Origin of the sequence: Rubritalea spongiae (assembly GCF_042652385.1) — a bacterium.
GTDB classification, from domain to species: Bacteria; Verrucomicrobiota; Verrucomicrobiia; order Verrucomicrobiales; family Akkermansiaceae; genus Rubritalea; species Rubritalea spongiae.
The window spans coordinates 3,369,163-3,392,981 of record NZ_JBHSJM010000001.1 but is presented as its reverse complement, the minus strand read 5'-3'; the positions used below and the strand labels follow the sequence as shown (position 1 = coordinate 3,392,981).

At 47.4% G+C, this 23,819-nt stretch carries 23 protein-coding genes and 1 tRNA gene; 11 read left to right on the top strand and 13 right to left on the bottom strand.

All coding sequences use genetic code 11. The features are described 5' to 3' along the window. The first annotated feature begins 84 nt into the window (after positions 1–84). The 3 genes from ACFPK9_RS15015 (at position 85) to ACFPK9_RS15005 (ending at position 1,667) form a co-directional block, all read left to right on the top strand. Positions 85–174 (top strand) — tRNA-Ser (locus ACFPK9_RS15015). A gap of 128 nt (positions 175–302) precedes the next feature. After that, a complete protein-coding gene (locus ACFPK9_RS15010) occupies positions 303–755 on the top strand; it encodes a hypothetical protein (protein ID WP_377096133.1) in 453 nt (150 codons plus the stop codon). Positions 756–794: 39 nt separating this feature from the next. Next, positions 795–1,667, top strand: coding sequence for a Rossmann-like and DUF2520 domain-containing protein (locus ACFPK9_RS15005; protein ID WP_377096130.1), 873 nt, complete (start codon positions 795–797; stop codon positions 1,665–1,667). 205 nt (positions 1,668–1,872) lie between these two features. Here the strand turns inward: ACFPK9_RS15005 and ACFPK9_RS15000 are convergent, their stop codons facing one another. Then, on the bottom strand, positions 1,873–2,694 hold the full coding sequence (locus ACFPK9_RS15000; protein WP_377096127.1) for an outer membrane lipoprotein-sorting protein: 822 nt from the start codon (positions 2,692–2,694) through the stop codon (positions 1,873–1,875). 71 nt (positions 2,695–2,765) lie between these two features. Between ACFPK9_RS15000 and ACFPK9_RS14995 the strand changes: the two genes are divergently transcribed. After that, positions 2,766–3,737, top strand: coding sequence for a hypothetical protein (locus tag ACFPK9_RS14995; protein WP_377096124.1), 972 nt, complete (start codon positions 2,766–2,768; stop codon positions 3,735–3,737). An 86-nt stretch (positions 3,738–3,823) separates the two neighbouring features. Here ACFPK9_RS14995 and ACFPK9_RS14990 read toward each other — a convergent pair whose 3' ends face one another. Beyond that, positions 3,824–5,287: a PLP-dependent transferase gene (locus ACFPK9_RS14990; RefSeq protein WP_377096121.1), complete on the bottom strand. Its 1,464-nt coding sequence runs from the start codon at positions 5,285–5,287 to the stop codon at positions 3,824–3,826. A 106-nt stretch (positions 5,288–5,393) separates the two neighbouring features. On the opposite strand from ACFPK9_RS14990, the gene ACFPK9_RS14985 reads away from it, so the two are divergent. From ACFPK9_RS14985 to ACFPK9_RS14975, 3 genes are read left to right on the top strand one after another with little or no spacing between them, the layout of a single operon-like run. Next, on the top strand, positions 5,394–5,837 hold the full coding sequence (locus ACFPK9_RS14985) for an EF-hand domain-containing protein (protein ID WP_377096118.1): 444 nt from the start codon (positions 5,394–5,396) through the stop codon (positions 5,835–5,837). A 20-nt stretch (positions 5,838–5,857) separates the two neighbouring features. Then, positions 5,858–6,154 (top strand): hypothetical protein, encoded by a 297-nt coding sequence (locus tag ACFPK9_RS14980; protein ID WP_377096116.1) that lies wholly within the window; start codon positions 5,858–5,860, stop codon positions 6,152–6,154. 20 nt (positions 6,155–6,174) lie between these two features. Further along, complete coding sequence (locus ACFPK9_RS14975) at positions 6,175–6,861, top strand: pseudouridine synthase (RefSeq protein ID WP_377096113.1); 687 nt, start codon at positions 6,175–6,177, stop codon at positions 6,859–6,861. Here the strand turns inward: ACFPK9_RS14975 and ACFPK9_RS14970 are convergent. The 9 genes from ACFPK9_RS14970 to ACFPK9_RS14930 all read right to left on the bottom strand — a co-directional run bounded on the left by ACFPK9_RS14970 (position 6,858) and on the right by ACFPK9_RS14930 (position 16,696). After that, positions 6,858–7,208 carry a dihydroneopterin aldolase gene (locus ACFPK9_RS14970; protein ID WP_377096111.1) on the bottom strand — a complete coding sequence of 117 codons (351 nt, stop codon included), beginning with the start codon at positions 7,206–7,208 and terminating at the stop codon, positions 6,858–6,860. The genes ACFPK9_RS14975 and ACFPK9_RS14970 overlap by 4 nt on opposite strands. Before the next feature lie 6 nt (positions 7,209–7,214). After that, positions 7,215–7,871 carry an HAD family hydrolase gene (locus ACFPK9_RS14965; protein WP_377096108.1) on the bottom strand — a complete coding sequence of 219 codons (657 nt, stop codon included), beginning with the start codon at positions 7,869–7,871 and terminating at the stop codon, positions 7,215–7,217. Between the two features lie 40 nt (positions 7,872–7,911). Next, complete coding sequence (locus tag ACFPK9_RS14960; RefSeq protein WP_377096105.1) at positions 7,912–8,307, bottom strand: DciA family protein; 396 nt, start codon at positions 8,305–8,307, stop codon at positions 7,912–7,914. After that, a complete protein-coding gene (locus ACFPK9_RS14955) occupies positions 8,294–8,530 on the bottom strand; it encodes a ferredoxin (protein WP_377096102.1) in 237 nt (78 codons plus the stop codon). Before ACFPK9_RS14955 ends, ACFPK9_RS14960 begins: the two co-directional genes overlap by 14 nt. A gap of 97 nt (positions 8,531–8,627) precedes the next feature. Continuing rightward, positions 8,628–9,983, bottom strand: coding sequence for a DUF58 domain-containing protein (locus ACFPK9_RS14950; RefSeq protein ID WP_377096099.1), 1,356 nt, complete (start codon positions 9,981–9,983; stop codon positions 8,628–8,630). An 8-nt stretch (positions 9,984–9,991) separates the two neighbouring features. Continuing rightward, positions 9,992–10,933 carry an AAA family ATPase gene (locus ACFPK9_RS14945; protein ID WP_377096096.1) on the bottom strand — a complete coding sequence of 314 codons (942 nt, stop codon included), beginning with the start codon at positions 10,931–10,933 and terminating at the stop codon, positions 9,992–9,994. Then, positions 10,926–12,863: a hypothetical protein gene (locus ACFPK9_RS14940; protein WP_377096093.1), complete on the bottom strand. Its 1,938-nt coding sequence runs from the start codon at positions 12,861–12,863 to the stop codon at positions 10,926–10,928. Before ACFPK9_RS14940 ends, ACFPK9_RS14945 begins: the two co-directional genes overlap by 8 nt. Further along, positions 12,863–14,350: a hypothetical protein gene (locus ACFPK9_RS14935; RefSeq protein WP_377096090.1), complete on the bottom strand. Its 1,488-nt coding sequence runs from the start codon at positions 14,348–14,350 to the stop codon at positions 12,863–12,865. The genes ACFPK9_RS14940 and ACFPK9_RS14935 overlap by 1 nt, the downstream gene beginning before the upstream one ends. A 36-nt stretch (positions 14,351–14,386) precedes the next feature. Continuing rightward, positions 14,387–16,696, bottom strand: coding sequence for an Amuc_1098 family type IV pilus outer membrane protein (locus tag ACFPK9_RS14930; protein ID WP_377096087.1), 2,310 nt, complete (start codon positions 16,694–16,696; stop codon positions 14,387–14,389). A 564-nt stretch (positions 16,697–17,260) separates the two neighbouring features. On the opposite strand from ACFPK9_RS14930, the gene ACFPK9_RS14925 reads away from it, so the two are divergent. After that, positions 17,261–18,343, top strand: coding sequence for a type IV pilus twitching motility protein PilT (locus ACFPK9_RS14925; protein WP_377096084.1), 1,083 nt, complete (start codon positions 17,261–17,263; stop codon positions 18,341–18,343). 29 nt (positions 18,344–18,372) lie between these two features. Beyond that, complete coding sequence (locus ACFPK9_RS14920; RefSeq protein ID WP_377096082.1) at positions 18,373–19,482, top strand: type IV pilus twitching motility protein PilT; 1,110 nt, start codon at positions 18,373–18,375, stop codon at positions 19,480–19,482. Positions 19,483–19,546: 64 nt separating this feature from the next. Here the strand turns inward: ACFPK9_RS14920 and ACFPK9_RS14915 are convergent, their stop codons facing one another. Further along, a complete protein-coding gene (locus ACFPK9_RS14915) occupies positions 19,547–20,419 on the bottom strand; it encodes a hypothetical protein (protein WP_377096079.1) in 873 nt (290 codons plus the stop codon). 55 nt (positions 20,420–20,474) lie between these two features. After that, positions 20,475–21,431, bottom strand: coding sequence for a D-alanyl-D-alanine carboxypeptidase family protein (locus tag ACFPK9_RS14910; protein ID WP_377096076.1), 957 nt, complete (start codon positions 21,429–21,431; stop codon positions 20,475–20,477). A gap of 324 nt (positions 21,432–21,755) precedes the next feature. Between ACFPK9_RS14910 and ACFPK9_RS14905 the strand changes: the two genes are divergently transcribed. Further along, positions 21,756–22,388: an RNA recognition motif domain-containing protein gene (locus tag ACFPK9_RS14905; protein WP_377096073.1), complete on the top strand. Its 633-nt coding sequence runs from the start codon at positions 21,756–21,758 to the stop codon at positions 22,386–22,388. Positions 22,389–22,672: 284 nt separating this feature from the next. Continuing rightward, on the top strand, positions 22,673–23,572 hold the full coding sequence (gene miaA, locus ACFPK9_RS14900) for a tRNA (adenosine(37)-N6)-dimethylallyltransferase MiaA (RefSeq protein WP_377096071.1): 900 nt from the start codon (positions 22,673–22,675) through the stop codon (positions 23,570–23,572). The last annotated feature ends 247 nt before the right edge of the window (positions 23,573–23,819 follow it).

Sequence of the window (23,819 nt, the reverse complement as noted above, 5' to 3'; positions counted from 1 at the left end):
GAAAGAAAATGAAAAAAAATGCGACTGTTTACTTGCAAAAAGTCCGACTCTACGCTTTTTTCCCTGCACAGCCAAATTGCACACGGAGGGGTGGCAGAGCGGTTGAATGCACCGGTCTTGAAAACCGGCAAGGTGTTAAAGCCTTCGTGGGTTCGAATCCCACCCCCTCTGCCATTTGGCTATGAAAGAAGCGGACCACAAGGTTCGCTTTTTTTGATCATAGTGACAGCCGCCAACCTTCAATCTAATAAATCGAAAAATGGCCCCTAACTAACTCCCCCAACATAAACCCAAACTCACACATGTCCCCCACCATAGCGGCTCTTTACGAAGTTCACCGTCATCAAATCCTCCTCGATGCGCTACGCCATCCAGATCAGCAGGTTTTACCATCAGCCTATCTCTACGCTCTGGACCGCAGGATCTCTCCTATTTTTCACACAGAATGGACCGACCATGTCGATCCTTTTGAAGAAGCCTATCGACCTAACACCGAACAAGCTCAGTATATCTATCAGTTTATTCGAAACGTCTTTTCACTTCCACCTGAACAACACCAAAGCTTTAACCAACTAGTAAAAAACTTAGGAGGTCAAAGGTATAGCTACCACTTACGCGTCATTCTTCGGTATTGTTTTCAATCGAATAAATTCGATCAGCCATTCTACGACAGAATCCTTACTAAAGGTGAATACCCTGAAGAAGTTTTATCCATTATTCGTCCTTACACAGCAAAAGATATTCAACTCGTCTAAAGACTTCTCAACACTCGCTATTTCCATACACTCTAGCCAGTGACAACATTGAATATCATCGGCTGTGGCAAGCTCGGACAGAGCCTTGGCCGACTATGGAGTGACTCAAAAGAATTTAGAATTGGCTCCATTCTAAATACTTCACTCGACAGCGCTAACCAAGCCGTGAGCCACATCGGTTCAGGAAGCGCCTGTGAAGAAATGGATCAGATGAAAGCCGCGGATGTCTGGCTCATCGCCAGTAATGACGCTTCCATTGCTACCATTTCCTCAAAGCTCTCAAAGTTTAAACATCTCCGCGCGCAAGACATTGTTTTTCACTGCAGCGGTAGCCTTTCTTCGTCCGCACTAATTACATGTAAAGAGAAAGGAGTAGACATCGCCAGCATCCATCCAGTCATGAGTTTTACCGGAACTACCCTCTCTGCTGAAGATTTCATAAATGTCCATTGTAGCTGCGAGGGTGATACCGCGGCTCTCCATCTCCTCACTCAAAAATTCAGCGCCATCGGCGGCAAATGCTTCCAGATTTCTTCCGAGTCTAAAAACATCTACCACACCGCAACTGTCATGTGCTGTAACTATCTCACAGCCCTCACTGAAGCAAGTATTCAGCTCTATCAACAAGCTGGAATTGAACGAGATCAGTCGCTAGCGCTAATGCACCCAATCATGACGGCCACCCTCGCTAACATTTTCCAACATGGAACTACCAAGGCTCTAACTGGCCCTATTGCCCGAGGCGATACCGAAACGGTACAAAACCATCTCAACGCACTGACCGACGACAAGCTGCAATCTATCTACCGCAGCCTCGGAGAAGTCGCCCTCACTTTGTCCGAGCAGCAAGGTCAAGCGAACCAAAGACAACTCGCTGAAATGTCTAAACTGCTATCAAACAGCACCAACTAATACAACTTCGCGATTCAAATGAGACAAATGACAGTGCAATTTGTTTAGAAATCAAGGCTCGAGGAAGAAGCGATGCTAGCATCGTGACTGAAGAGGAACGTAGATTTATCAACAAAGAGCCCACACCTCTTTCCTTCCGCGTAGCTCAATTCTTCAAGCCACCCAAAAAATCATTTATCTCTCTTAGTATGCGATTTGGTATCCGCTAGCGCATTGCTTTTCCCTCAGCTTTTTTCGCTTTTTGGAATTCCACATAGGTAATTCCTGTCTGCTTATTCGATGCTGGGTCGACAGAAGAAACACGCATTGTACGCAAGGTATATTCCTTCCCTAGGCGCATAAGGTCAGTGACCAAAAATTGCTTCAATGGCTTGCCCTGAGCATTGTAACCCACCAGCTTCATCATCGCCCCATACTTTTTATGTACCCACACGTAAACGATGCGATACGCGCCCTCAGTCTTTGACGGATTTTCTAAGCGGATCTTATCACAGAGCTGACCATTAACTTTCTCCTCACCTACCACCGTCGCATTTTTCCAGTATAGAAAACGCATCGAAATGTCTTCGTAGGTCACATCAGTGCCGTTAATTCCCTGCGCGAGCTTCGAGTCCTCAAATTGAGTCGTCTTTCCATCTACAATCTCAAACAAGTCGTAGTGATCCTGCGCTAGACGCATGTGAAACCGTTCTTCTTCCTTCCCGGTTTTATAAAAAAACTGGATATCCTCTTTACGTAAAAACAAACTCAATGGCGTCTTTTCTCCATTTTTAGACATGTAACCGTGAAGATCTTGTTGAGTTTGCAGAGTCACCGAATAGCGAGTATTTGCTAAGATGCGCTCAGCCGCTTCATCGGCCATCGCCTGATAACTACAAAATACCGCAAGACAGAGTGTGACAAAAAATGGTGCTTTCATGCTTTGCTTAGAACAATCCATATCTCCTATGACGGCAAGACCAATCCACTTATTCAAATAATTTTGAGCATCATTGTTAGAACCTGTACTACTTTTTAAAAACTTCATCACTCTAGGCTTGAAGATTTTACATTTTTCACCGCATCTTTCGTATACGGAATCGCCCGAACCCATCACCTATGAGCCTGCGCAATCAATTAAACGACGTTCTACCTGACATCCTCCCAGCTAACCCGAAAGAGGCAATCAAAGGAACTGAATTAATCAGACTAGTACGCATGCGTCTCGATGGTAATTACTCCGACGCGTCACTGCGTTACCACTTTTCGATCATGTCCTGTGATCCAGGCTCCTCGATTGCTAAAGTAGAAAAAGGCCAAGGCTACTATCGCCGCACAGCAGAAGTTCCAGCCCTAGCAAGTGCGCAAGAACTGATCTCCATGACCCAAGGCCGTTTGGATGATTTCGGCTCAGACCAAGAAGCCATGGACCTCGTCCTGCTACGCGTAAAAAAGTTTCGCGCCATCGTCAAACGCTGGAGTGAGGTCAATGGCCGCTATCCATTTGTTTTCCGCGATCCATTTCAAGCTAGCTCCCCGATGGGCAATCTCTGGAAATTCCCAGAACTCATGCTCGTCGACTGGGAAGGCGCCGGTGAAGAAGGCAACAGCGTGCTCCAGCTAAAGCAGACTCTGAATCTTCCACCCTTCCGACTCTACGCAGCACGACTACGCATTCACCCCACTATTCACACCTTCCGAGAAGACTTCTTCCAAGCACTAAGCTCCTCAGTATGGGCAAATGGTGGAGAGCTTTTCTATGCATGCGCTATCGAAGACGAAGCTCTAACTGACGCATTTAGGAAACTCAACGAGGTTTTCGGCGTCGGAGTCACCTCATTCGGTCTCTCACTCGAACAACTCGATGACCTTCCTCGCCCAGCACACATCCTCAATGCTCATCCGCGAGAAACTGAAGCGCTCATGGAACGCCTCGAAATCAACCGAGTCGCAGCAGCGCACACCCGGCCACACCTCGACTGGGCAGCACTCGATGCGATACGCAACGATACAGAGGAAATCAATCAACTCTTTGACTGGCTTACCACATCTCTCAAACAAGGAGAGCCAAGTCCCCACATCGAGAATTAATAAGGATAGAGCAGTCAGACTACTCCAAAGGCGCACCGACTATCTCAACTCTTTCCATCTTCAATAGAACTGGAATGGCTTAAGCTCTACGCCAATGCCTCTCTAAAGCTGTCTATCAGTGTCACCGTATCTTCAATACCTACCGAAACTCGAATAAGATTTCTCGGAACACCACAACCTTCAGCCCACTCGAGTTCATCATAGTGTGCTAACAAGGTATACGGACAAACTAGACTAAACTCTGTCCCCAGACTAGGCCCTTTTGAAATCTGCAAGGCATCGTACACTTTTGCTGACTTTTTCTCATTTTTAAGGGTGAAGGATATTAAGCCACCGTAACCGCCATTCTCACGTTTAATTGCCTCGTAATTCTCCTTTGCACAAAGTGATGGATACCAAATTTTATCCACAGCTGGATGCTCCAACAACATTTCAACAAGGGCTAATGCATTTGTATTGACTGGCTTCATACGCTCAAGAAAGCCCATCGAGTTCTCATCGAGAACAGCAGCATCTGCAGCATACAAACGAGATCCTCCCTCGCAATCGTCATCGAAAAATCCACGCAAATCATCGTAGAATGGAGAACGCTCAACCAGCTGCACACATCCCGCTAGCACATCACCTTTGCCTGAAACCCATTTCGACAATGAACTCGTAACCACATCAGCGTACTCAGTCACACCGACATTGTATACCGACGCCACTGTGTCATCGACAATCAACGGCACGCCTCCTTCACGACAAGCTAGGTGCACTTTTTTAAGGTCGAGCGTGCGCAACAAAGGATTGCTTGGAACTTCACAGAACACAGCTGCAAATTCGCCCTGGCGTATACGCTTCAGCGCCTCGTCAAGTGACTCACCAAAACTATCATTGAGCATCACAGCTCCAGAGCCAAAATGATTCTGAATCTTTAGCGCATCAACGTAGGGAAAATCGATCTGTAGAGTCTTCTTGCCCGAGAACATTCCTGTCACCGCACGGTGCACAGCATAGATTCCAGACATGCCACTTTCATAAAGAAACACATCCTCAGTCTTGTAATCGCCAAATCCTGCGATGCGTTCACGCAAGGCACTCACATCAAATTTCCACAGCCCGTCTCCCTCGATAACATCATGCGCCTGACGGCTCGAAACGATCTCTCCTGTGTAGCGCCAGTATTCCATCGCCACCGCAAACACAGCCTCAGGAACGATCAATGCCTGAAGACCATCGTAACTCACAATCCGAGCCGCTGCACCTGTGCGCTTCTCTACAAAACGTAGTGCCCTCTGGGCAGCTGCACGATGCGGAAACACTACCACGCGTTCAGATTCTACTGCTAGTTGCTGCGCTGCCTCGGTAAATAATCGCTCCACCAACGGGTGCTTAAAGAAACGCGGATAACCACAGCGCAAACGCCGCATCACCTTGTCGCGGTTCTCTTCATAGCCAATCACAGAATCCCACGTCGGCAGGCACATAGAAATAGCATGTCGTGTGTCAGGAAGTGGAGCTCCGAGATCGTCGTCAGTCCAAGCTGGGTCTGTAATGAGGTTTCTCAACGCGGATGATGTCTACTGAAATGCACAAGATTTGCAAGCTAGTTATCAACACGTGACAATAGCTTTTACTTGGCATCTACCTCACTATACTCATACTCAACTGGCCATGACAAAATCCGCAGTCATCATCACCAGCTTGCTCACAAGCTGCTACACTCTATTTGCTCAACCATCACAACCGTACGATCAACAGACGCAAAAATCCCGACAAATCGCGCTCTTTAAAAAGTTCGACACGAACCAAAACGGCCAACTCACCGAGCAAGAATTTGTCAATGCCATTGCCTCTGACCTCTTTAAAAAATTTGATCAAGATCAAGATGGCAAGGTTAGTGAAACTGAATACCACAAATTCGCCAGAGATAAACAACGCGCAAAACAGGAATACCCCAAAATTGATACGACTCAAAAAGGTTACATCCAACTCAGCGATGTGATGCACTACACCCCTCTAATCAACGAACTGCGCCAAGCATTTCGCAAAGTAGACACCAAAAACAAAGGCTCCGTTTCCTTACAAGAGCTCAGCGAACTCAACCCAAACTCCTAGTTTACCTTTAATTTCCAACCATGAAGTTCCACTCATATAGCTCTGTCCTCGCCCTCGCGATCATTCTCTCAAATTCCTGCTCCACCCCCGAACAAACTAGCCGCGCCGTGACTGGTGGAGTGGTCGGCGCTGGTGTTGGAGGCCTCATGGGAGGCTGGTCAGGAGCCGCTGCTGGAGCTGCCGTCACCGGTCTACTCGGTGCAGCCACAGCCACTGGCGATCCACGCTACGGCTCCTATAATGGAGTCACTCCCGCTAGAGCTACCAGTGGAAATACCAAGTCACTATCTACAGGTTCCATGGGCTACCAGTTCTAGCGAACAAACAGCAACAGCGCATGAGGCTCGACCGCTTTCTTTCTCACCAGACCCGTCTCGGCAAAAAAACGGTGCGTCAAAAAATCGATGCCGGTATCGTCAAAGTCGACGGCTCAGTCGAAACTTTTCACCGCACCGAAATCTCTCAGTTTACCACTGTCGAACTCGAAGGCGAAATCCTGCAACAACGTGAAGCCATTTACCTCATGCTCCACAAGCCAGCAGGCTACCTCAGCGCCACGACTGATCCGCAACACCCGACCGTCATTGACTTAATTAAGGAACCTTACGCCTCTGAACTCCACATTGCTGGTCGACTCGATCGCGCCTCTACCGGACTCCTTCTACTCACAAATGATGGCCGCTGGTCCCGCGCTTTAACCGAGCCAGAAAAAAAGATCCCAAAAGTCTACTCAGTCACACTCCGCGACCCAGTCAGAGAAGACGCATCTGAGTTTTTCGCACAAGGCATTTACTTTGCCTTCGAAGACCTCACCACCGCACCAGTTGAATTAGAAATCGTCGGTGAAAAACAGGTCAATATCACCCTCTTCGAAGGACGCTATCATCAGATCAAGCGAATGTTCCACGCGATTGGCAACAAGGTCACCAGCCTTCACCGAGAGCGCATTGGCGAGCTTACATTAAACCAGCTACCTGAAGGGCAATACACCCGCATCAGCAAAGACTTCAAAGTACTCTGCTAAGCCTGACGCTGCATTCTGAGTCCGACGAAGTCAGTATCTGGAAGGATAAACTTCTCTAGCTCTAACACGACCTCTGTCACAGCAAACTCAGCTAAAACCATCGAACAAATCTCTTCGCCCAAGGTTTCGATCAACTTCCGCGGTCTCACAGCAGCCAACTGCTTTACCCGTTCTCCAACCTCATAGTAATTGACAGTGTTCTCAATAGAGTCCTCGAGACCTGAAAACCCCTTCCTAGGAACTAACTCGAGATGAAGCTTCAAAATTTGAGTATTCGCTCTCTCTTCATCCGGCACCCCGATGTGAAGCGGCACTTCAAGCCCTCTAATGATAATAGTGTCTTTCATCTATTGCTATCCTATTACGTCATGCCAATCTTCAGCCTCATCGAGCATTGCTTTAAATTCAGCCAAATCTTCTAGCAGAAGTGTTGGCTTCACCGACTCAAGAACTTCTCGATGGTTATAACCAGTCAATACGCCTGCTGAATAAATACCTCCGTGGTGCGCAGTTTCAACATCATGCGTCATATCACCCACAAAAATGGTTCTCGCAGGATCCAGCCCATGCTTTGAAATAATCTCCCCAATGCGTTCGCGTTTGTCTAACACACCAGCATAAGTTTCTTCAAAATAGTGACCCAGCTCGAGCTCCTTAACCTGCTCACCAAAAGCCTTTTCACACATGCTGCTCAGCACAAACATTCGGCTCTTCTGGCTGTCTAAAAATGCAAGAAAATCCGCCGCGTGCGGTAAAACCGGTACCGTTTCTTTCGAGATAGCAAAGCCATGACGAAAATGCCCTTCAAGCTCGTCTAAATCCACTTCTGGTAAATGCTCTCTATAAAAATCATCGTAGGGAAGCCGAAAGCTACGACGGAAGCTCTCGCGCTCCCACTCCGACCGTTCATAAATGCGCATCACATGATTCGTTGCACAAATCACCAAGGCCAAATCATCCACTAGCGTACCCGACCAATCAAAAATCCAATTCCAATCCTTCCCTCGCATGCTTATTATATTCCTAAAAATTCTCTTATCAAATCAGCGCTTATCCCACTTTGAAACGCACTTGTTTCACCACACCTTCACCAAGTTCATCGCGCAAATTTTTGAGCAACTTCCCCTTCATCTGTTCCAAGTGAAAGCGCATGGACGGCTGAACTACTACTAACACAAGCACCCCTTTTTTTAGAGACTCTGGCTCAGCATGCTTTGCGACAAAGTCACCAGCCACCTTGCTCCAGGCCTTGCGCAGCCTTTCCTCATCCATCCCCCCTTGGATGCCTAGATCTTTCAGCAGACCTTCAAGATGCTCAGAGGCATCGTGAATATTCCGGTTCGGATCCGGGACAGGATCCCCGTAGCGCCATTGACGCAATGTCAACTCCCGCATCCACTTCATCGTGTGCGGGAGCTTCCTTTGAGATGGATTATTCTTTGCCATCTTCACCGATTGCCTCTACCGGGCAACCTTCCATAGCCTCGACGCATTGCTCACGCTCTTCCTCATTCTCAGGCTGCTTGTAAACAAAGGAATAGCCTTCGTCTTCTTCGCGTGTGAAGTTATTTGGAGCAGTTTCACGACAAAGGTCGCAATCGATGCACTGGCTATCGACATAAAATTCACCGCCTACGTTTTCTGGATTCTTATCTTCCTTGTCTGCCATAATAAAAGTTTCTGTGTTGACCCACTGCTAATTGCACTAGGGCGAATAGGCAACTATTTTTGCGAAGTTTCGAAAATGGTACATTGAGCACAGCCATTTACAAATGAATACTAGCGAGTCCTTGTTCTATTTCCCCCACATTCAATAGCGTGATTTCAGTATAATCAGAGTTTAGCTTTACAGGGTTTTCCTCATCCTGCACCACTAGAACTACCAGTGAAATTCCAAAAGAACTCAAGCTCTGGAGAAAGTTCTCTCGCTCATCATCCCAATCTCCAAATACCAAAAAGCACGTTGTCAGATCATCCGCATGCTTGAGCACTGCATTTTTTAGCGCAGCCCAGTCAGCCACTGGGTCAATCTCCACACTCGCTAATAACTCAAGCATCGCCTCCACTCGCTCCACATTTTTCCCCACAGTCTGAACCTTCGCTCCTTGCTGGATAAACATCACATCAATCAGACTTTGGTCAGTATCCATCTCACTCGTTAAGGTCGCAGCCACTGAAACAAGCTCTTCAAACACCTCTTCTTGCTCCGCCCTAACCGCCGTATCTAATACCAAGCCATAACGCGGAAAGAACATCTCCTCGTACTCCTTCAAAATCGGTTTCCCAGTCCTTCCCCAGCTCGGCCAGTGAATGTGCTTAGGCGGATCACCCGGTCGATATTCCCGCAACGACACAAACTCTCCACTCTGCCCCTGAGTCGATGTACTGCTATCTCCCCCCACCTGACTCCTTGCTTGACCAGCAAAATCGAAACTATCCATCCGGTAGCGCTTCGGCAGTACAATCAGAATGTCCTCCTCTTGATCCACCCTTTTAACTCGTTGAAATAAACCTAAAGCATCAGGCAGCACGACTCGCATGTTTTGCAAATGAATCACACCACGTCTCAAGGGTAACAGCTCCACCCTCACTTTTCCACACTTCTCACCGCCCACAGAATTCGCCAAAAACAACTTCGACTTCATCAGTAAAAAACGCGATTTCAGCCAATTCCATCGGTACGCCAAAAAGAATCGGTCAAATGCATTCCTTTTCTCCTCACCCGGCTCAGTAGCATGCAAAAACACATCCATCGATGGTGTTGGATCCGGAGCCAAATCCAACATATAAAAATTATTAAGTCCCCTCTTCGCTAAATTCGTATACTCAACAGTGTACTCCAGCGGCCTCCCCACTGAAGCGTGTCTTGGCAACAACCTCCGAACTTTGAGCTGAGCTTTTCGCAATAACACCGAAACAAACGCCGCAATACATACCGCACTGACCACCCCTAACAATTGAAAGAAAGTGTCCCGAGGATACATCGACGCCATAAAAGCACACAATGGCAAGCCGCAAACCACAATCCACCCAAGCGATGAAATACGATTCCGCAGCCCAAAACTAGAGCGCGAACTCGAACTATACAACTTATAGAGTCGTCGCTGGATAGTTTGATTCATCCCTGCATTTAAACTGGAACAGCAACTTCAGCTAAAATCGACTCGACCACACTCCGCCCGGTTTTCCCTGAGTATTTTGCCTCGTTGCTCAAAACCAATCGGTGAGCAATCACATCAGTTGCTACATCTTGAATAATTTCAGGTGTCACAAACTCAAACCCAGCCATAACACTGCGCGCCTGAGACACCTTCATCAAAGCCAAAGAAGCTCGCGGACTCGCTGGCAATTTAATATCCGAATGCTGGCGTGTCATTGCACAAAGCTGCACCATGTAATGCTTCAACTCGTCACTCACCCGAACCTGAGAAATTAAGCGCTGCCACGCTAACACATCGTCTCTAGTGACCACCGCTTCCACCCGCTCCACTGGATGCTTTACCCCTTGTTGATCAGTCAGTATTTGCACCTCTTCCTCCATTCCCACATACCCCAGCGAACACTGCATCATGAATCGATCCATCTGAGCTTCCGGCAAAGGATAGGTCCCTCTAAACTCCACAGGGTTTTGAGTCGCTATCACAAAAAATAAGCCATCGAGACTATGTCTCACACCCTCAATCGTCGCTTGTTTCTCAGCCATCACCTCTAACAAAGCACTCTGAGTTCTCGGCGATGCTCGGTTAATTTCATCTCCTAACAAAATATTAGAAAATATTGGCCCCTTGTGAAATTTGAACTCAGCCGTTTGTGGATTAATCACAGAAACGCCTAAGATATCGGAAGGTAACAGGTCTGGCGTGAACTGAATCCGCTGAAATTGAGAGCCACTAATTGTTCCAGCTAAAGCCTTAGATAGAGTTGTTTTCCCAGTCCCTGGAAAATCTTCTAACAACACATGACCACCAGCCCCTAGGCAGCAAACTAGTCGTTCTACGAGTTCTTCCTGCCCTCGTATGATTTCTCCGACCGCCTTAACGATTTTATTTCCGACCTCAGCTATTTCACTCATTTGACTTCTCTTTTAAAAGCATACGCTCGACCTCAGTATTAGCGAGTTCAATAGCTTTAAAATATTCTTTTTCCAAACCCTCGAGCTTCGCTTTCTCGAATAACCTCATGGTCTTCTTATTTTCAAGAGCCTGACCACGACCATGCTCATAATAATACAATAACGAAGGAAGCAGCCGCACCCGATCTTCAACACAGACAAATGGATAAAATAAATACTCCGTCGAAGAGTCTTCTCCATAATCTAAGCTCACGATACCTAGAGCGATCTCGCCACTACAGACAGCCTTCACCCATCTGAAACTACTATCATCACGCTGACGTCCACGCGCATCCGCTCCGATCGCACGTAGAGCTGACAACTCACCATCTTCAGTGATTGCTACATATTTGGAAAGTTGCTCCACAGCTCCACTGCCCAAACCGCGTCCGTAGTCTCTAAACAACTCACGCAGAACTCCAATCTCCTTCACTGCTTGCAGAGCATCTTGATCAAGTACCACAGCATCAGGCAGCAACGACTTCAAAACGTGTTGATCACTAGCCTCAGTAAAAGCACTATACCGCTCTAACCGTTCCTTCTCTAGCAATTTCTCAAGATCCTTTTCCGTATATTTCTCCGGGTCTATGCTCCAGAACTCATTCTCTTTTTTAAACCTCACAGGCACTAATGAAAATCTCTCGGGCCTAGGCCAGTTCTCAACAAGGTAAATCACATAGGTATCCCGCTCACCAATATCTTCATACACGCGGCTAACCTTCTGATTATTTTCGTCAGTGAACTTCGTCCACAGTGAAAGCTCAAAATGCTCTCCTCGAGCTTGTTCATCGATAAGCTTCAAATACCCTTTTACATCTTGCTGCCTCACTGCGAGTTCGAACTTATCGATAAGCTCATTCGCATGTTTGATCTGGTCCATGGGTATCTCTTCAATAATACGCTGTTTGACTTCTAATAAGCGTACTTGATTCGCACTATGTAAATTGGAGGCTCTGAATACATTCAATGAAAAACTACCTGTGTCACTCATTTCCAATAAATGGGGCAGTTTCAAATACCAAGCACCACCTTCCTGCTTGAACTCAAATTCTAGAATCTGCTGCGGATGCCTTTTCTCATATGGTAAATAAAGCCCTAGACTCACTATTGGACTCTCCTCAATCTGCGGAAGAACCGTATACAAAAATTGCTCATCTAACAAAGTTTTCCACATCCCTGACTGCTCAGCACTATTAAATGCGCTCACTAGTGTCCGCCGAACAATGTCGTCAGCTCCCCCATAGTCAACACACGCTAAAGCTCTAATAATATCTCTCGATTTACATGCCTCTATAAAATACCGCAGAACATCATCTCTATCAGCTTCTAACAAGCCGTCAGCGTCTTCACGCATCTCAGAAAGTTGGGACTCATACTGATCAAAACGACGCTTTTGGCGGTCTCTTAGATACGCATCCCTCACCACTACAGCCCTCTTTTCTAGATCAGCAAGATTCTCAATCAAATCACTTTGATAGCCACCGTAACCGGTAAATGTAAACACTCCAGGAATAGGCGCCGCTTTCCACTCATCATTAACACAGCAAAATGCGATCAGAAAAACGTCTTCATAAAATGGATCGAATGGACGAGTCTTCGCAACCACCGCCACCCTAGCACCATCGTTACCTATTGACTCTAACAACTCATATTCAGCATCTTTAGAATAATAGAGTGACCTTTTTCTCTCTAAACGCTTTATTAACCATTCCTTGCGACTTTTTTGCAAATTCGCAGCGATCAAATATTCATCAATTTCCACCTCCTGCTCAGCGGCTCTCTCTTCAATGAAATCTAACACTATGTCATCATCCCAATGACCAATCACCACTTCTGCGATCACGCGGCTAGCCAACACACTCAAGATAGTCACTATTCTCAGAAGCTTCATCAGTCTTCTATCAACTCATTAAACACTTCGTCTGCTGACTTCTTTTGCTCAAGCTGCTGCTCGTCTATAGTTTCTTGCTGGTTTTCCTCCATTAACTCAGCCCTAGAATACACCTTAGAAGCGAAGTCATCAGACAATTCTCCAACTTTTCCAGATAAGCTGACTTTTTCCCATAGATAACCATCTTTGCGTCTACTAAACACACCCGTTCTCACTGACTCCTCAACAATCTGCTTATGCTCAATGGGAACTCCCACATCGAGTTCACCAGTAACGACACCCTCAGCCGACACCTTAATCCCGCCCATGAAAAGCAACCGATCTTGTTGTACCAGCCGAATATTAGTAAACTCCATCCCACTGGTATTTTTGACCAAATGAAAACTTGCTTCATCCGCAAACAAAGGGCGTCGATACCATTGCTTTCTTAGTATCGTTGAAAGCTCTGCTAAAAATGGAAACCCGTAAAACTGAAGCTCATCGAAACTCAACTCAGCATCGAGACTCTCAACACTTTGTTGTTCTACATGATACACAAGCTCAGAAGATTCACAACTAGCCTCGCCACCTAAAATCTCTGCCAGATTTTCGCCAATAAGCAATTGCGACGGAACTCCCTCTATGCCTAAATTGAAAACCAGTAACGGCTCTGAACTATAACTAATATCACCCTTGATCGATAAAGCTGATCGAAGCTCTTTGTTATCAAAACGAACAGCGCATTCCAACCTATCATCTAACACGCGAACCAGACCTTGATCCACTTCAAAGCTTTCAAGCAGCGGTTCATGAATAACTCCTCCATCTATCAAGAAGTCTAATGAGCTTTTGCGCTTTCGCATTGTCACCCCTACTCCCTCAGCCCACTTTCCGTCATCATTAGCCAATTGAACATCGAGCGAATGACAACGTAAGGAATCTATCCCAAACCTTTCATTTTCAGAATTTTGAATCAACGGAGAGTTCTCTCCGTCTGAGTGGATAACTAACAGCCCTCTGGAAGCATTCACCCGATCAATCTTCCAAGTCGAACTAAGTAGCCCTCCTAACATGTATTTCGACTTAAGCTCATACAGCTTCAACGATTGAAGGAACTTTGTCCCCTCAGGCCACTCCACCTCAAGTGATTGAGCCCTCGCTTGGGTATAGTCTGCTTTGAAATGATTTAACTCAATCTCGCTTCCTGATTGCTTCTCAATCACCTCAACCAGTTGATTCTGGAATTTGCTGCTATTGTGAAACGCAATCGAGAATGAAAAGCCTAATACAACGATGAAGCAGAGAATAAACACGCTGATCAAAAAGATCAGATTGCGCTTCCTCCGCTTCAGCTGAGCCTCCTTATGCGCTTGATGACTACGGCGCTTCTTAGAACGCTTACGGATAACGACCGAGCCATCCTCACGAACTACTTTTTCCCCCTCACTGCTAGACCTACGCTTGCGTACTCGTCTCCGCCTGGTCTCACCATGTTGCGTCTTATCCAAATCAAAAAGTCACTACACTCAGAATAACGGATAGTCTTATCTATCGCGCCATGGCTTACCTGTAGGATCTTGAATCTCTACATTTACAAAGATCAAGAGAGCTCTATCCACGCGACGCGTCCCAGAACTCTGGAAAAACCTTCCCACTAAAGGAATATCGCCTAACAAAGGAACTTTGTCTTCTACATCTTCAATATCACTCTGCTGAAGTGAGCCGATCACCACGTTAGCACCATCTTGAACCGTCACTGCTGTTCCTGGATAAATCTTTCTAAACACAGGCATCAAGATCGCATTGTCACTCAGCGTTACTGTCGACGGAAAACCAGTGATCGGATCCGACAACGAAGTCTGAATCGGCGAACCATAATTCACAAACCCATCAAAATCGACCTTCTCCACATCCATCTGCACATCGACATAATTCCTGTCCTCATGCACAGCGAGTTCCACTTCCATATTTAAACCTACCAGTCGGGTTTCAAATGCTGTCGGATGCGACGGAGTCACAGGGTAAGCTCCTTCTGAACTATTGCGGCTTAGCGTATTTGGAAGTTCCGGTGGTTCATATTCCGTTGGGTAAATAAATTCCTTACCACTGAAGAGTGTGGCTCGCTCTCCTGGTCGGGCAATCACCGAAGGAGCGTCTAACATCTCAATGCTCTTCTTCTGCGCAAGACCACGCATGATCATTTGCACATCTTGGGTCGAAAGCACAAGAGCCGATGGCGCACTGTCTTGACTATCAGTAGCTCCACTACTGACCAATGGCCCATTACCAAAGGCTGATGAGTTATTAAACATGTATTCACCTGAGCGATTCCCCGATGTCACAGGAGATAAAGCTGATGAAACAGCTCCTACACTATCTATCGGGCGACCACTCCCAGTCGTACCTCCTCCTAGGCCAAAGCCACTATCCCCGTCATTGGTATTCCCTACCAACCAGTCAAATCCAAGTTCTTCTAAGTCGCCCATCGCCACATCCATGAAAGTCATTTTCATAACCACTTGAATGCTTTCGGTACGCGAAAACTTATGAATATATTCCTCAATCATGTTGAGGTTTGATAAGGTGTTCGCAACCATCAAAGAGCCTGAACCTGGAATATACTTAGCCGATGCTCCATCGGGAAATGTCACACCGAGCTGTGATAGGAACTCTTGCGCCGACACTCTTGGACTGAGTACGGAGTTTGATTCCGGAGTATCTGCAAATGGATCATCGTTCTGTGCTGTACTACTTGGGCTAGCCTGACGCATAAACCCAGGAGGTACTCGAAAAGTTCTTCGGCGGATCTCTCCATCAGCGGACCCCAGCGGAGTGATAATCACTGCGTGATCATCCATCATCCACTGCGTTCCTGTCGCATGACTCACGTAATCTAACACCTTCTCAAGTGGCACATTGCGCACATTCAGAGTCACAAGTTTATTGGAGATTTGCTGGTAAGTCTCGGAATCTTGGTCACCTAGATTGAGCACAAAGTTCACCCCTTTCTGCTCAGCACTCATCGCCTGATGATCAAACTCTCGTGACCATTCGCGGATGACATCATACACCTCTCGGATCGATGCATTTTGAAAATCAACGACAGGTATCATTATCTGACGTAATTTCGCACCACGCACCTGTTGAATACGGTCGTGCTTCTCATTGAGCAATACTGACTCGTGCACAAAGTTGAGCTCACGCGGCACGGGCATCTCCCACGCTCCATCCACTCGGCTTAACAATTCCGCACGGCTTTGATCATAAGCACTTTTCTGATAATTTCTAACATACTGAGTCACTCGTTCCATGCCGCGGCGAGCCGCTACATTGTACCGATCAATTCGTAAAACCTCCTCGTATGCCAATAGAGCTTCATCAAATTGACCTAAATTAGTGTAGCCTTCAGCCTTATAAAGCCACTTCTTCACTTCCTCAGTATCTCTACTATGCTCGGCAGTTAAGGCTGGATTGTAGCGAATCGGGTCATCGAGCTTCGCTAACATCGTTTTTGCTCCCAAGTGATCTGGAGCCACACCCTTCTGCAAGACTGTCTCCATTAAATCTTTCGCCTCATCGTATTGACCAAAACGGGCGAGCTGCTTGGCATACTCGACAGAAGATTGCGCATAACGCTCAGCGGTCACAATGTACTGTTCCTCCGCTAAACCTGCTTTCGGCACCATTGACAATGCCTGCTTATACTGCTTTACCGCCTCTTCATAGTCACCCTGCTCATACGCCTTGTCTCCAAGACTGAGCATTTCTCTAGCTAACAACACATTCTCAGATCGACGCGCAGCTTCCTTGCTCGCTATGCTTTGCGAATAACCATCCGCAATAGCATAAGGCACAGAAGTTAGCACAAAACCGCATAGAAAGCTCCCTTTTAATAAAGCGCTCCCAAGCCGAGGCCCTACACCACGGTGTTTTATAGATGATCTGATCATAGGTTGAGGGGGCTTATACACAGAGATCCTACAGACAGTAAGCTCAAAATTAGGAAAATTTTAGCTTTCCTTAGAATACTGCAGCCCTCTGACAATTTCGACCTACGCAATAGCCACTCACAACACTCAGCTAGCTTCCAATAATTGAACCCTCATCTTTTCGTAAACTTCCGATGCACATTGGCATCAACCTCAAATTCTCGTACCATTCCAAAAGTAAACTCTAACTGTTCGAAACGAGAACTCGATTTACTCTCTTTTTTCAGATCAGAAAGAATCTGCATTGCCTGTTCGATTGTTGATTCTAACGCACTTTTTAATATGTTCATAAACACATGTATTCAAAATAACATACCAGTAGTCAATTGATATATTTCAAAAAAATAGGATGGAATGCATTTTTTTCGTGCCATCTCACATGAGACTGTTTCTTTAGGGGCTCCAAAAATACCTAAACCTACATTCCTAATGTCAGATTACCATGTTTACCCACACGTCGATACCTACCTAAGTCTCGGTGTAGAGTATGATTGTTCAGATATTCACCTCGCTACCGCAAGCCCACCATGTTGGAGACGCTTTGGAAAACTCCAAGCTATCTGGGACGAAGCTCCACCACTAACATCAGAAGACACCGAAACCTTAGTTAAATCATTCCTCACAGAAGAAATGTGGGAATTGCTCAATACCAGAGGTGATGCGGACTTTGCGTACCAAAACGAATTTGGCCGTTTCAGGGCATCCGTAGTCAGGCAGCGCCTAGGTTACGATATGGTCTTCCGTGTCATCAATACCCACATTCGTACCATTGATGAACTCAAGCTCCCTAAGGAACACATCGTCCCTCTCACACGCTACCACAACGGCCTCATACTAGTCACCGGCTCAGTCGGCTCTGGTAAGTCTACCACCATGGCCGCCTTGATCGATTTCATTAACCAAGACCGTGAAGACCACATCCTCACTCTCGAAGACCCTATCGAGTACGTTTTTGAATCAAAAGGATGTCACGTCAACCAGCGCGAAGTCCACTCGCACACCGAGTCATTTCCTCGAGCTCTTCGCGGTGCCCTCCGTGAAGACCCCGACATCATCGTCGTTGGTGAAATGAGAAACCTCGAGACCATCTCTCTCGCTCTCACAGCCGCTGAAACTGGTCACTTGGTGATCGCCACTCTCCACACAGGAAATGCGCCACGTACCCTCGACCGTATTCTCGATGTTTTCCCAACAGACCAACGCGATCAAATCCGTATTATGGTTGCCGAATCCCTCCGAGGTGTCATTTCACAGCAGCTCATCCCCAACGCCAATGGCGACGGACGTGAACTAGCACTCGAGCTCTTGGTCAATACCGCTGCCGTCGCAGCCTGTATTCGCGATGGCAAAACCTTCATGCTCCCAGGTATTATGCAGACAGGTAAAAATGTCGGCATGATCACCATGGATGAATCCATCAGAGACCTCTACACCAAAGGTAGAATCACCCAAGAAGAAGCCTACTTCAGATCTGAAGATAAAGCTCTAATGCAATCCTATTTCCAATCCTAACAAGCCACTAAAAAGAACCAACCTGTCCCATGGCTATTATTGATAAATATTTTAAACTCCTCGTCGAATCTGGCGGCTCTGACTTACACCTCAGCGAAGGCCAACCACCAAAACTCCGAGTTCACGGTGGTGTCCGCCCGATCGAAGGTGAACCAATCCTCGAAGGTGAAAGCTTCAAGCAAATGCTCGCTGAAATCTGTAACCCCAATTCCTTCGAAAACTACCTTAAAGAAGGCGACCTCGACTTCGCCTACGAAATGGATGAACAATCCCGCTTCCGTTGCAACTACCTCAAACAACGTCAAGGACTCGGCGCAGTTTTCCGTCTCATTCCAACAAAAATTGCTACTCTCGAACAACTCGGCATCCCAGAAGTAGTCAAGCGATTCGCAGATATCCGCTCAGGCCTAATCCTCGTCACTGGCCCCACCGGCTCAGGTAAATCAACCACCCTTGCGGCATTGTTAGACTTCATCAATACCAATCACCGCAAGCACATCATCACCGTTGAGGAACCTATCGAGTTCGTCCATGCTAACAAACAGTGCATTATCACCCAGCGTGAAGTACCGCACCAGTGCCCAACATTCGCCGACGGACTCCGAGCCTCCCTACGTGAAGATGCTGAAATCGTTCTCGTGGGTGAAATGCGAGACCTCGAAACGATCTCCCTAGCACTCACCGCTGCAGAAACCGGTATGCTCGTCTTCGGCACCTTGCACACTAACAACGCGCGTAAGACCGTCGACCGTATTATCGATGTATTCCCAGCTGACCAGCAATCGCAGGTTCGTACCATGCTCGCGGCGTCACTGCGCGGCGTACTGGCTCAGCTTCTGATGAAACGTTGTGACAATGGCGGTCGAGTCGCAGTAAACGAAATCATGTTCACCACCCCAGCGGTAGCCTCCATCATTCGTGAAGGTAAGACCCAGAAACTCTACGACGTCATCACCCAAGGTAAAGCCGAAGGGATGCAGTTCATGGATGAAGCTATCTGGGACAAGCTCCGCGAAGGCATCGTTACCCCTGAGGAAGCCTACATGAAAGCCATCGATAAAACGCGCTTCAAAAACTTTCTTCCACCAGAGAGCCAAGGCCTTGCTGAAGCTTCAGGTGAAAGCCCAATGGAACATTAATCTGACTCCATTCACAACTCACTAAGAAGGCCTAACGCATCAAAGTGTTAGGCCTTTTTCATTGCTACCATATTTCCCTAATCGTAATCAGAAGCTCTGGCTTCGCTTTAGTCACTCTCTTTACTTTAACCTTTTCCTCCTCCTTACGTTCTTCTTCTCTAGCTACCTGCATATTCTCCAAATGCATCGCCGCCACATGCTTTTGCACAGTCTCATCCTTCCACTCACCGAGCATTCCTCCTTTATAAACCACCCAGCGTTTGTCTTTCGCCCTCCCCACCTTAAATGGTGAATAAGCGACCATCCTATACCTATTTCCCCCCCTAATCTCCGCAGGCCCAGCCCCCACATAGATCCACGCTACTTTGGCTCCCGTTTCAGGATCGACTGCGAAACACGTTGCCCGCTCCGCAGCACAGAATTCGATCTTCCCTGGATCCTTCTTATGCTCTCTCACATACGCCGTATATCCTTTTCCGATCAATCGTAACCTTTCCTTCGAACGCTCCTCACGCTCTTCTAATACTACCTTCAGTCTCTCATCTAACAGAACCCCCAACACGTAAAATTCCTCTGCACTCAAGCTCCTCTCAGACGCTTTCATGAACAAGTACCGAGATAGATCATCATCCAAGTTTGCCAGCTCAAAACGCTTGATCAAATCCTGCCACACATAACCATCATAATCACGTGTCCTCCGCTTTAGCTCATTGAGTTCCTGCAAATCTATTTCACCAGCATCAGTACTTTGCCAGCGCTTCACCAGCTCCGCTCTGTATTCCGACTGAGCTTGATTCCCTCTCAACTTAGGGAAACCTCTAACAGCTTCACCTGCTAACTTATCTAAGGTCTCCTCTAAGCTCACCGGAGCTCCAGCAGCTATCCCTCCATACAAAAAGAAAGCACCTAGCAATAGCCAAACACAAAAACACGACATAGGTCATGTCATACCCTAACATCTTGCTCGATGGCAAGCAGATCTCGCCAACTCCTTAGCGAGTCGCCTCAGGTAATTTCAAAAACTCTTTGCGACCTGGTGACGACATATAGCCACCGTGGCGCCAGACTTCATACTGCTTCCACCCTTGGCCGATCAATGCCTTACTAAACCCTTCAGCGTTTGAACTACCTAACACAACGACTACCAACTGCACCGGAGTCACCCTTTGAGTACCATCCGGCAACGTCTCAATATAAGAATCATGATTCGCCATCACACTAGAACACTGACCAGCGATCTGACTGAGACCAACTTTCAATCCCTCCACCTTCAACGAAGAATTTAAAAGCTTATTAGTATTAAGAACCGTCACTTGAGACTCCCTACCATCTGTACGTATAACTTTCAGAGTCCGCTGCTTCTGCTTTGCATAAAATGTATAAGCACTATGCGTCGTTAAAGTCACAGAAAGCTTGGCTATATCAGACGCTGTCGAAAATGTATTATTCTTCCAAACATCCGCACCAGATGGCGAATAATAACGTGTTCTGTCCATCCCCAATGATCGAGACAAGTGATTCATCTCAGCAATGAACACATCCATTGGACTCCCAGACTGCGGACGACGACGTAATAAATCCATGCCAACATGTTGCGCTAAAGTCAATGGTGAGACCGCGTCCTCTGTAAGGATCGTCGCATAAAGTGCATCGCGTAAACTAATCCTATCTCCCGCCTGTAAACCGAGTGGATTCAGATCATTTGAGTAAAAAGTATGCGCCGGCACCGTCAAAAGAGTCGAATTACTCACACCAGCCATTCCCGCCCAGTCCAGCACCACCTTCGCAGTCGCCATATGCGCCAAGCCTGCCACCGGTCGCTTCGTCTCCGTTCCAGACGCTAAAAGCACCCTTTTCGAATAACGCTCAACCACAATATAGCTCTCTTGCGCATTGCACATCGCAGCCAAGCTTAAAAAGATACCAAACAGGAAAACTAAAATACGCATAATGAAATAATTCGGAGTGCTGAAGGATAATCCCCTTCCACTCAGAAGCAACCCCGAATCTTCTTAGCAAAGATGAAACCACTTGCCTTTTACACCAACCCGTGCTCATCGTTTCCCAGCTCGACCTACCTGTGCTCCTTCCATAGAGACTCGTAGAATGCCAAATGCAGCGCTGAGCGGGTTCTAGATAACGCTACGCTATCGAGCCATTCCCACACTGCCGATGAAGAAAAGCACTCTGTGCCAGCATCGGGTGAGAACAGAACCAACCATGCATTTGGCATCCACACGCCAGCGCTAGGACCAAGAAATAGATCCGACAACATGTCTGAAACACAGAAACCAAACCAAGGTAATCGCGAAGGTGGCAACCGCCGCCCGCGTCGTAACAACAACAATAATAACAACCGCAATCGCAACCGTAACAGGAACCGCAATCGCGACAACCGTCCCCCGAAACCACTCGAACTCACCTTCTGGCAAAAAGTCCTTAAAGCTATCGGCCTTTTCGATGAAGAAAAAGCACGCAAGCAGCAGCGCGAGCAACAACGCTCGAAAAAGCCTCAGCAAGATAAAAACAACGCTGCAGCTCCTAAAAGCAACGTCCGCAACGCCAAATCTGGTGATGGCAAAAAGCAACGCCGCAAGCCACAACCAGTACCAGTCGAATCCGCTCGTCTCTACGTAGGAAATCTCTCCTACGATGCGACCGAGTACGACCTTGAAGAACTCTTCAAAGGCGTTGGTACTGTCAAAAAAGTCGAAATCATCTACAACCGCAACACCCACAAATCAAAGGGTTACGGATTCATCCAAATGCTCAATACTGATGAAGCCAAACGCGCTGTAGAAGTACTCCACGACCAACCATTCATGGGACGTCAACTCGTCGTCAACGGCTCCAAGTCACGTAAAGAAGGCGACAAAACTGGCGAAGAAAGCCAAACTGAAGAGTAACTTCATCCATCACTTCCTAAAAAACCTCAGGTGCTCACCAGAGCCCTGAGGTTTTTTTATTTCCCTCAAAACATCTAAATCCTAGATTTTAAACACCCCGCACCTTCTCACTTCTCACTTCTCACTTCTCACTTCTCACTTCTCACTTCTCACTTCTCACTTCTCACTTCTCACTTCTCACTTCTCACTTCTCACTTCTCACTTCTCACTTCTCACTTCTCACTTCTCACTTCTCACTTCTCACTTCTCACTTCTCACTTCTCACTTCTCACTTCTCACTTCTAATGCATCGCCCCATCTACATCTGCGGCCCCACCGCCTCTGGAAAATCCTCACTCGCCATAGAACTCGCACAGCAGATCAACGGTGAAATCATCAATGGCGATGCCTACCAAGTATACCGCGGCATCGAAACCCTCTCCGCCGCACCCTCCGCAGCAGAACTCTCCCAAGCCCCCCACCACCTCTTCTCCGTCCTCGACACCACTGAAGAATTCGATGCTCAGCGCTACCGCGAACTCGCCTTGCCCGTCATCGCAGATATCCAATCACGCGGCAAAACTCCCATCATCGTCGGAGGCTCTGGTATGTACCTCAAATTCCTCACCCACGGCCCCTCCCCAGTACCATCCAGCGATCCCAAACTGCGCGCCGAACTAGAAACCCGGGACGACACCTCACTCGTCGCCGAGCTCACCTCACTCGACCCCGATGGAGCCGCTATGACCAATCTCCAAAACCGCCGCTACGTCATCCGCGCCCTCGAAATCTGCCTCCTATCAGGACAAAAAATGTCCGTTATAAAAAACGACTGGAAGCAAACCTCAGACGCCATCGACAAAAACCTCCGCGGCGCCCTCATCCAGTGGGAAGCTGAGCCCCTCAGAAAGCGCATCAGCCAGCGCACCAAGCTCATGCTCGAAAGCGGAGCCATCGAGGAAATCAAAAACGCATCAAGCCTTTCCATCACCTGCGAAAAAGCCATCGGCGTCCCTCAAATCCGCGCCTACCTCGCCGGCGAAATCGACCTCGCCACCTGCCAAGAAAAAATCTTCTTCGCCACCTGCCAATACGCCAAACGCCAACGCACCTGGTTCAAAAAAGAAACCTGGCTCACCCCCATCCCCTACACCTCCCAAACCACCACAAAATCCGCAGTGAAATTCCTCATCCCGACTTCCTAATTCACTCGCCCCCCTCCAAAAGTGAAAACCTAGATAACATAGGACAACTCCTTAGAAAAACAACACTCCCTAAAACAAGCCCTAAAAGAGCGAACCAATACCCCCTGCCTCAACCACTCACCACCAACTAGATCCAGCACCAAAAACCGTGCCCTCCCTAATTACCGACGAAATCCGCCCCCCTCCACGCCTACATAGCCACCATTCTTAACAACCTCAAATCTCCGCCCCTCATCATCAATTCTAT

Excerpts from the sequence above, each read along its gene's own strand:
- ACFPK9_RS14945 (WP_377096096.1), bottom strand. The coding sequence starts at position 10,933 with ATGAGTGAAATAGCTGAGGTCGGAAATAAAATCGTTAAGGCGGTCGGA.
- ACFPK9_RS14960 (WP_377096105.1), bottom strand. The coding sequence starts at position 8,307 with ATGGCAAAGAATAATCCATCTCAAAGGAAGCTCCCGCACACGATGAAG.
- ACFPK9_RS14970 (WP_377096111.1), bottom strand. The coding sequence starts at position 7,208 with ATGAAAGACACTATTATCATTAGAGGGCTTGAAGTGCCGCTTCACATC.
- ACFPK9_RS15010 (WP_377096133.1), top strand. The coding sequence starts at position 303 with ATGTCCCCCACCATAGCGGCTCTTTACGAAGTTCACCGTCATCAAATC.
- ACFPK9_RS14925 (WP_377096084.1), top strand. The coding sequence starts at position 17,261 with ATGTCAGATTACCATGTTTACCCACACGTCGATACCTACCTAAGTCTC.
- ACFPK9_RS14980 (WP_377096116.1), top strand. The coding sequence starts at position 5,858 with ATGAAGTTCCACTCATATAGCTCTGTCCTCGCCCTCGCGATCATTCTC.
- ACFPK9_RS14950 (WP_377096099.1), bottom strand. The coding sequence starts at position 9,983 with ATGAATCAAACTATCCAGCGACGACTCTATAAGTTGTATAGTTCGAGT.
- ACFPK9_RS14995 (WP_377096124.1), top strand. The coding sequence starts at position 2,766 with ATGAGCCTGCGCAATCAATTAAACGACGTTCTACCTGACATCCTCCCA.
- ACFPK9_RS14905 (WP_377096073.1), top strand. The coding sequence starts at position 21,756 with ATGTCTGAAACACAGAAACCAAACCAAGGTAATCGCGAAGGTGGCAAC.
- miaA (WP_377096071.1), top strand. The coding sequence starts at position 22,673 with ATGCATCGCCCCATCTACATCTGCGGCCCCACCGCCTCTGGAAAATCC.
- ACFPK9_RS14955 (WP_377096102.1), bottom strand. The coding sequence starts at position 8,530 with ATGGCAGACAAGGAAGATAAGAATCCAGAAAACGTAGGCGGTGAATTT.
- ACFPK9_RS15000 (WP_377096127.1), bottom strand. The coding sequence starts at position 2,694 with ATGAAGTTTTTAAAAAGTAGTACAGGTTCTAACAATGATGCTCAAAAT.
- ACFPK9_RS14975 (WP_377096113.1), top strand. The coding sequence starts at position 6,175 with ATGAGGCTCGACCGCTTTCTTTCTCACCAGACCCGTCTCGGCAAAAAA.
- ACFPK9_RS14985 (WP_377096118.1), top strand. The coding sequence starts at position 5,394 with ATGACAAAATCCGCAGTCATCATCACCAGCTTGCTCACAAGCTGCTAC.
- ACFPK9_RS14910 (WP_377096076.1), bottom strand. The coding sequence starts at position 21,431 with ATGCGTATTTTAGTTTTCCTGTTTGGTATCTTTTTAAGCTTGGCTGCG.
- ACFPK9_RS14965 (WP_377096108.1), bottom strand. The coding sequence starts at position 7,871 with ATGCGAGGGAAGGATTGGAATTGGATTTTTGATTGGTCGGGTACGCTA.
- ACFPK9_RS14940 (WP_377096093.1), bottom strand. The coding sequence starts at position 12,863 with ATGAAGCTTCTGAGAATAGTGACTATCTTGAGTGTGTTGGCTAGCCGC.
- ACFPK9_RS14915 (WP_377096079.1), bottom strand. The coding sequence starts at position 20,419 with ATGTCGTGTTTTTGTGTTTGGCTATTGCTAGGTGCTTTCTTTTTGTAT.
- ACFPK9_RS14920 (WP_377096082.1), top strand. The coding sequence starts at position 18,373 with ATGGCTATTATTGATAAATATTTTAAACTCCTCGTCGAATCTGGCGGC.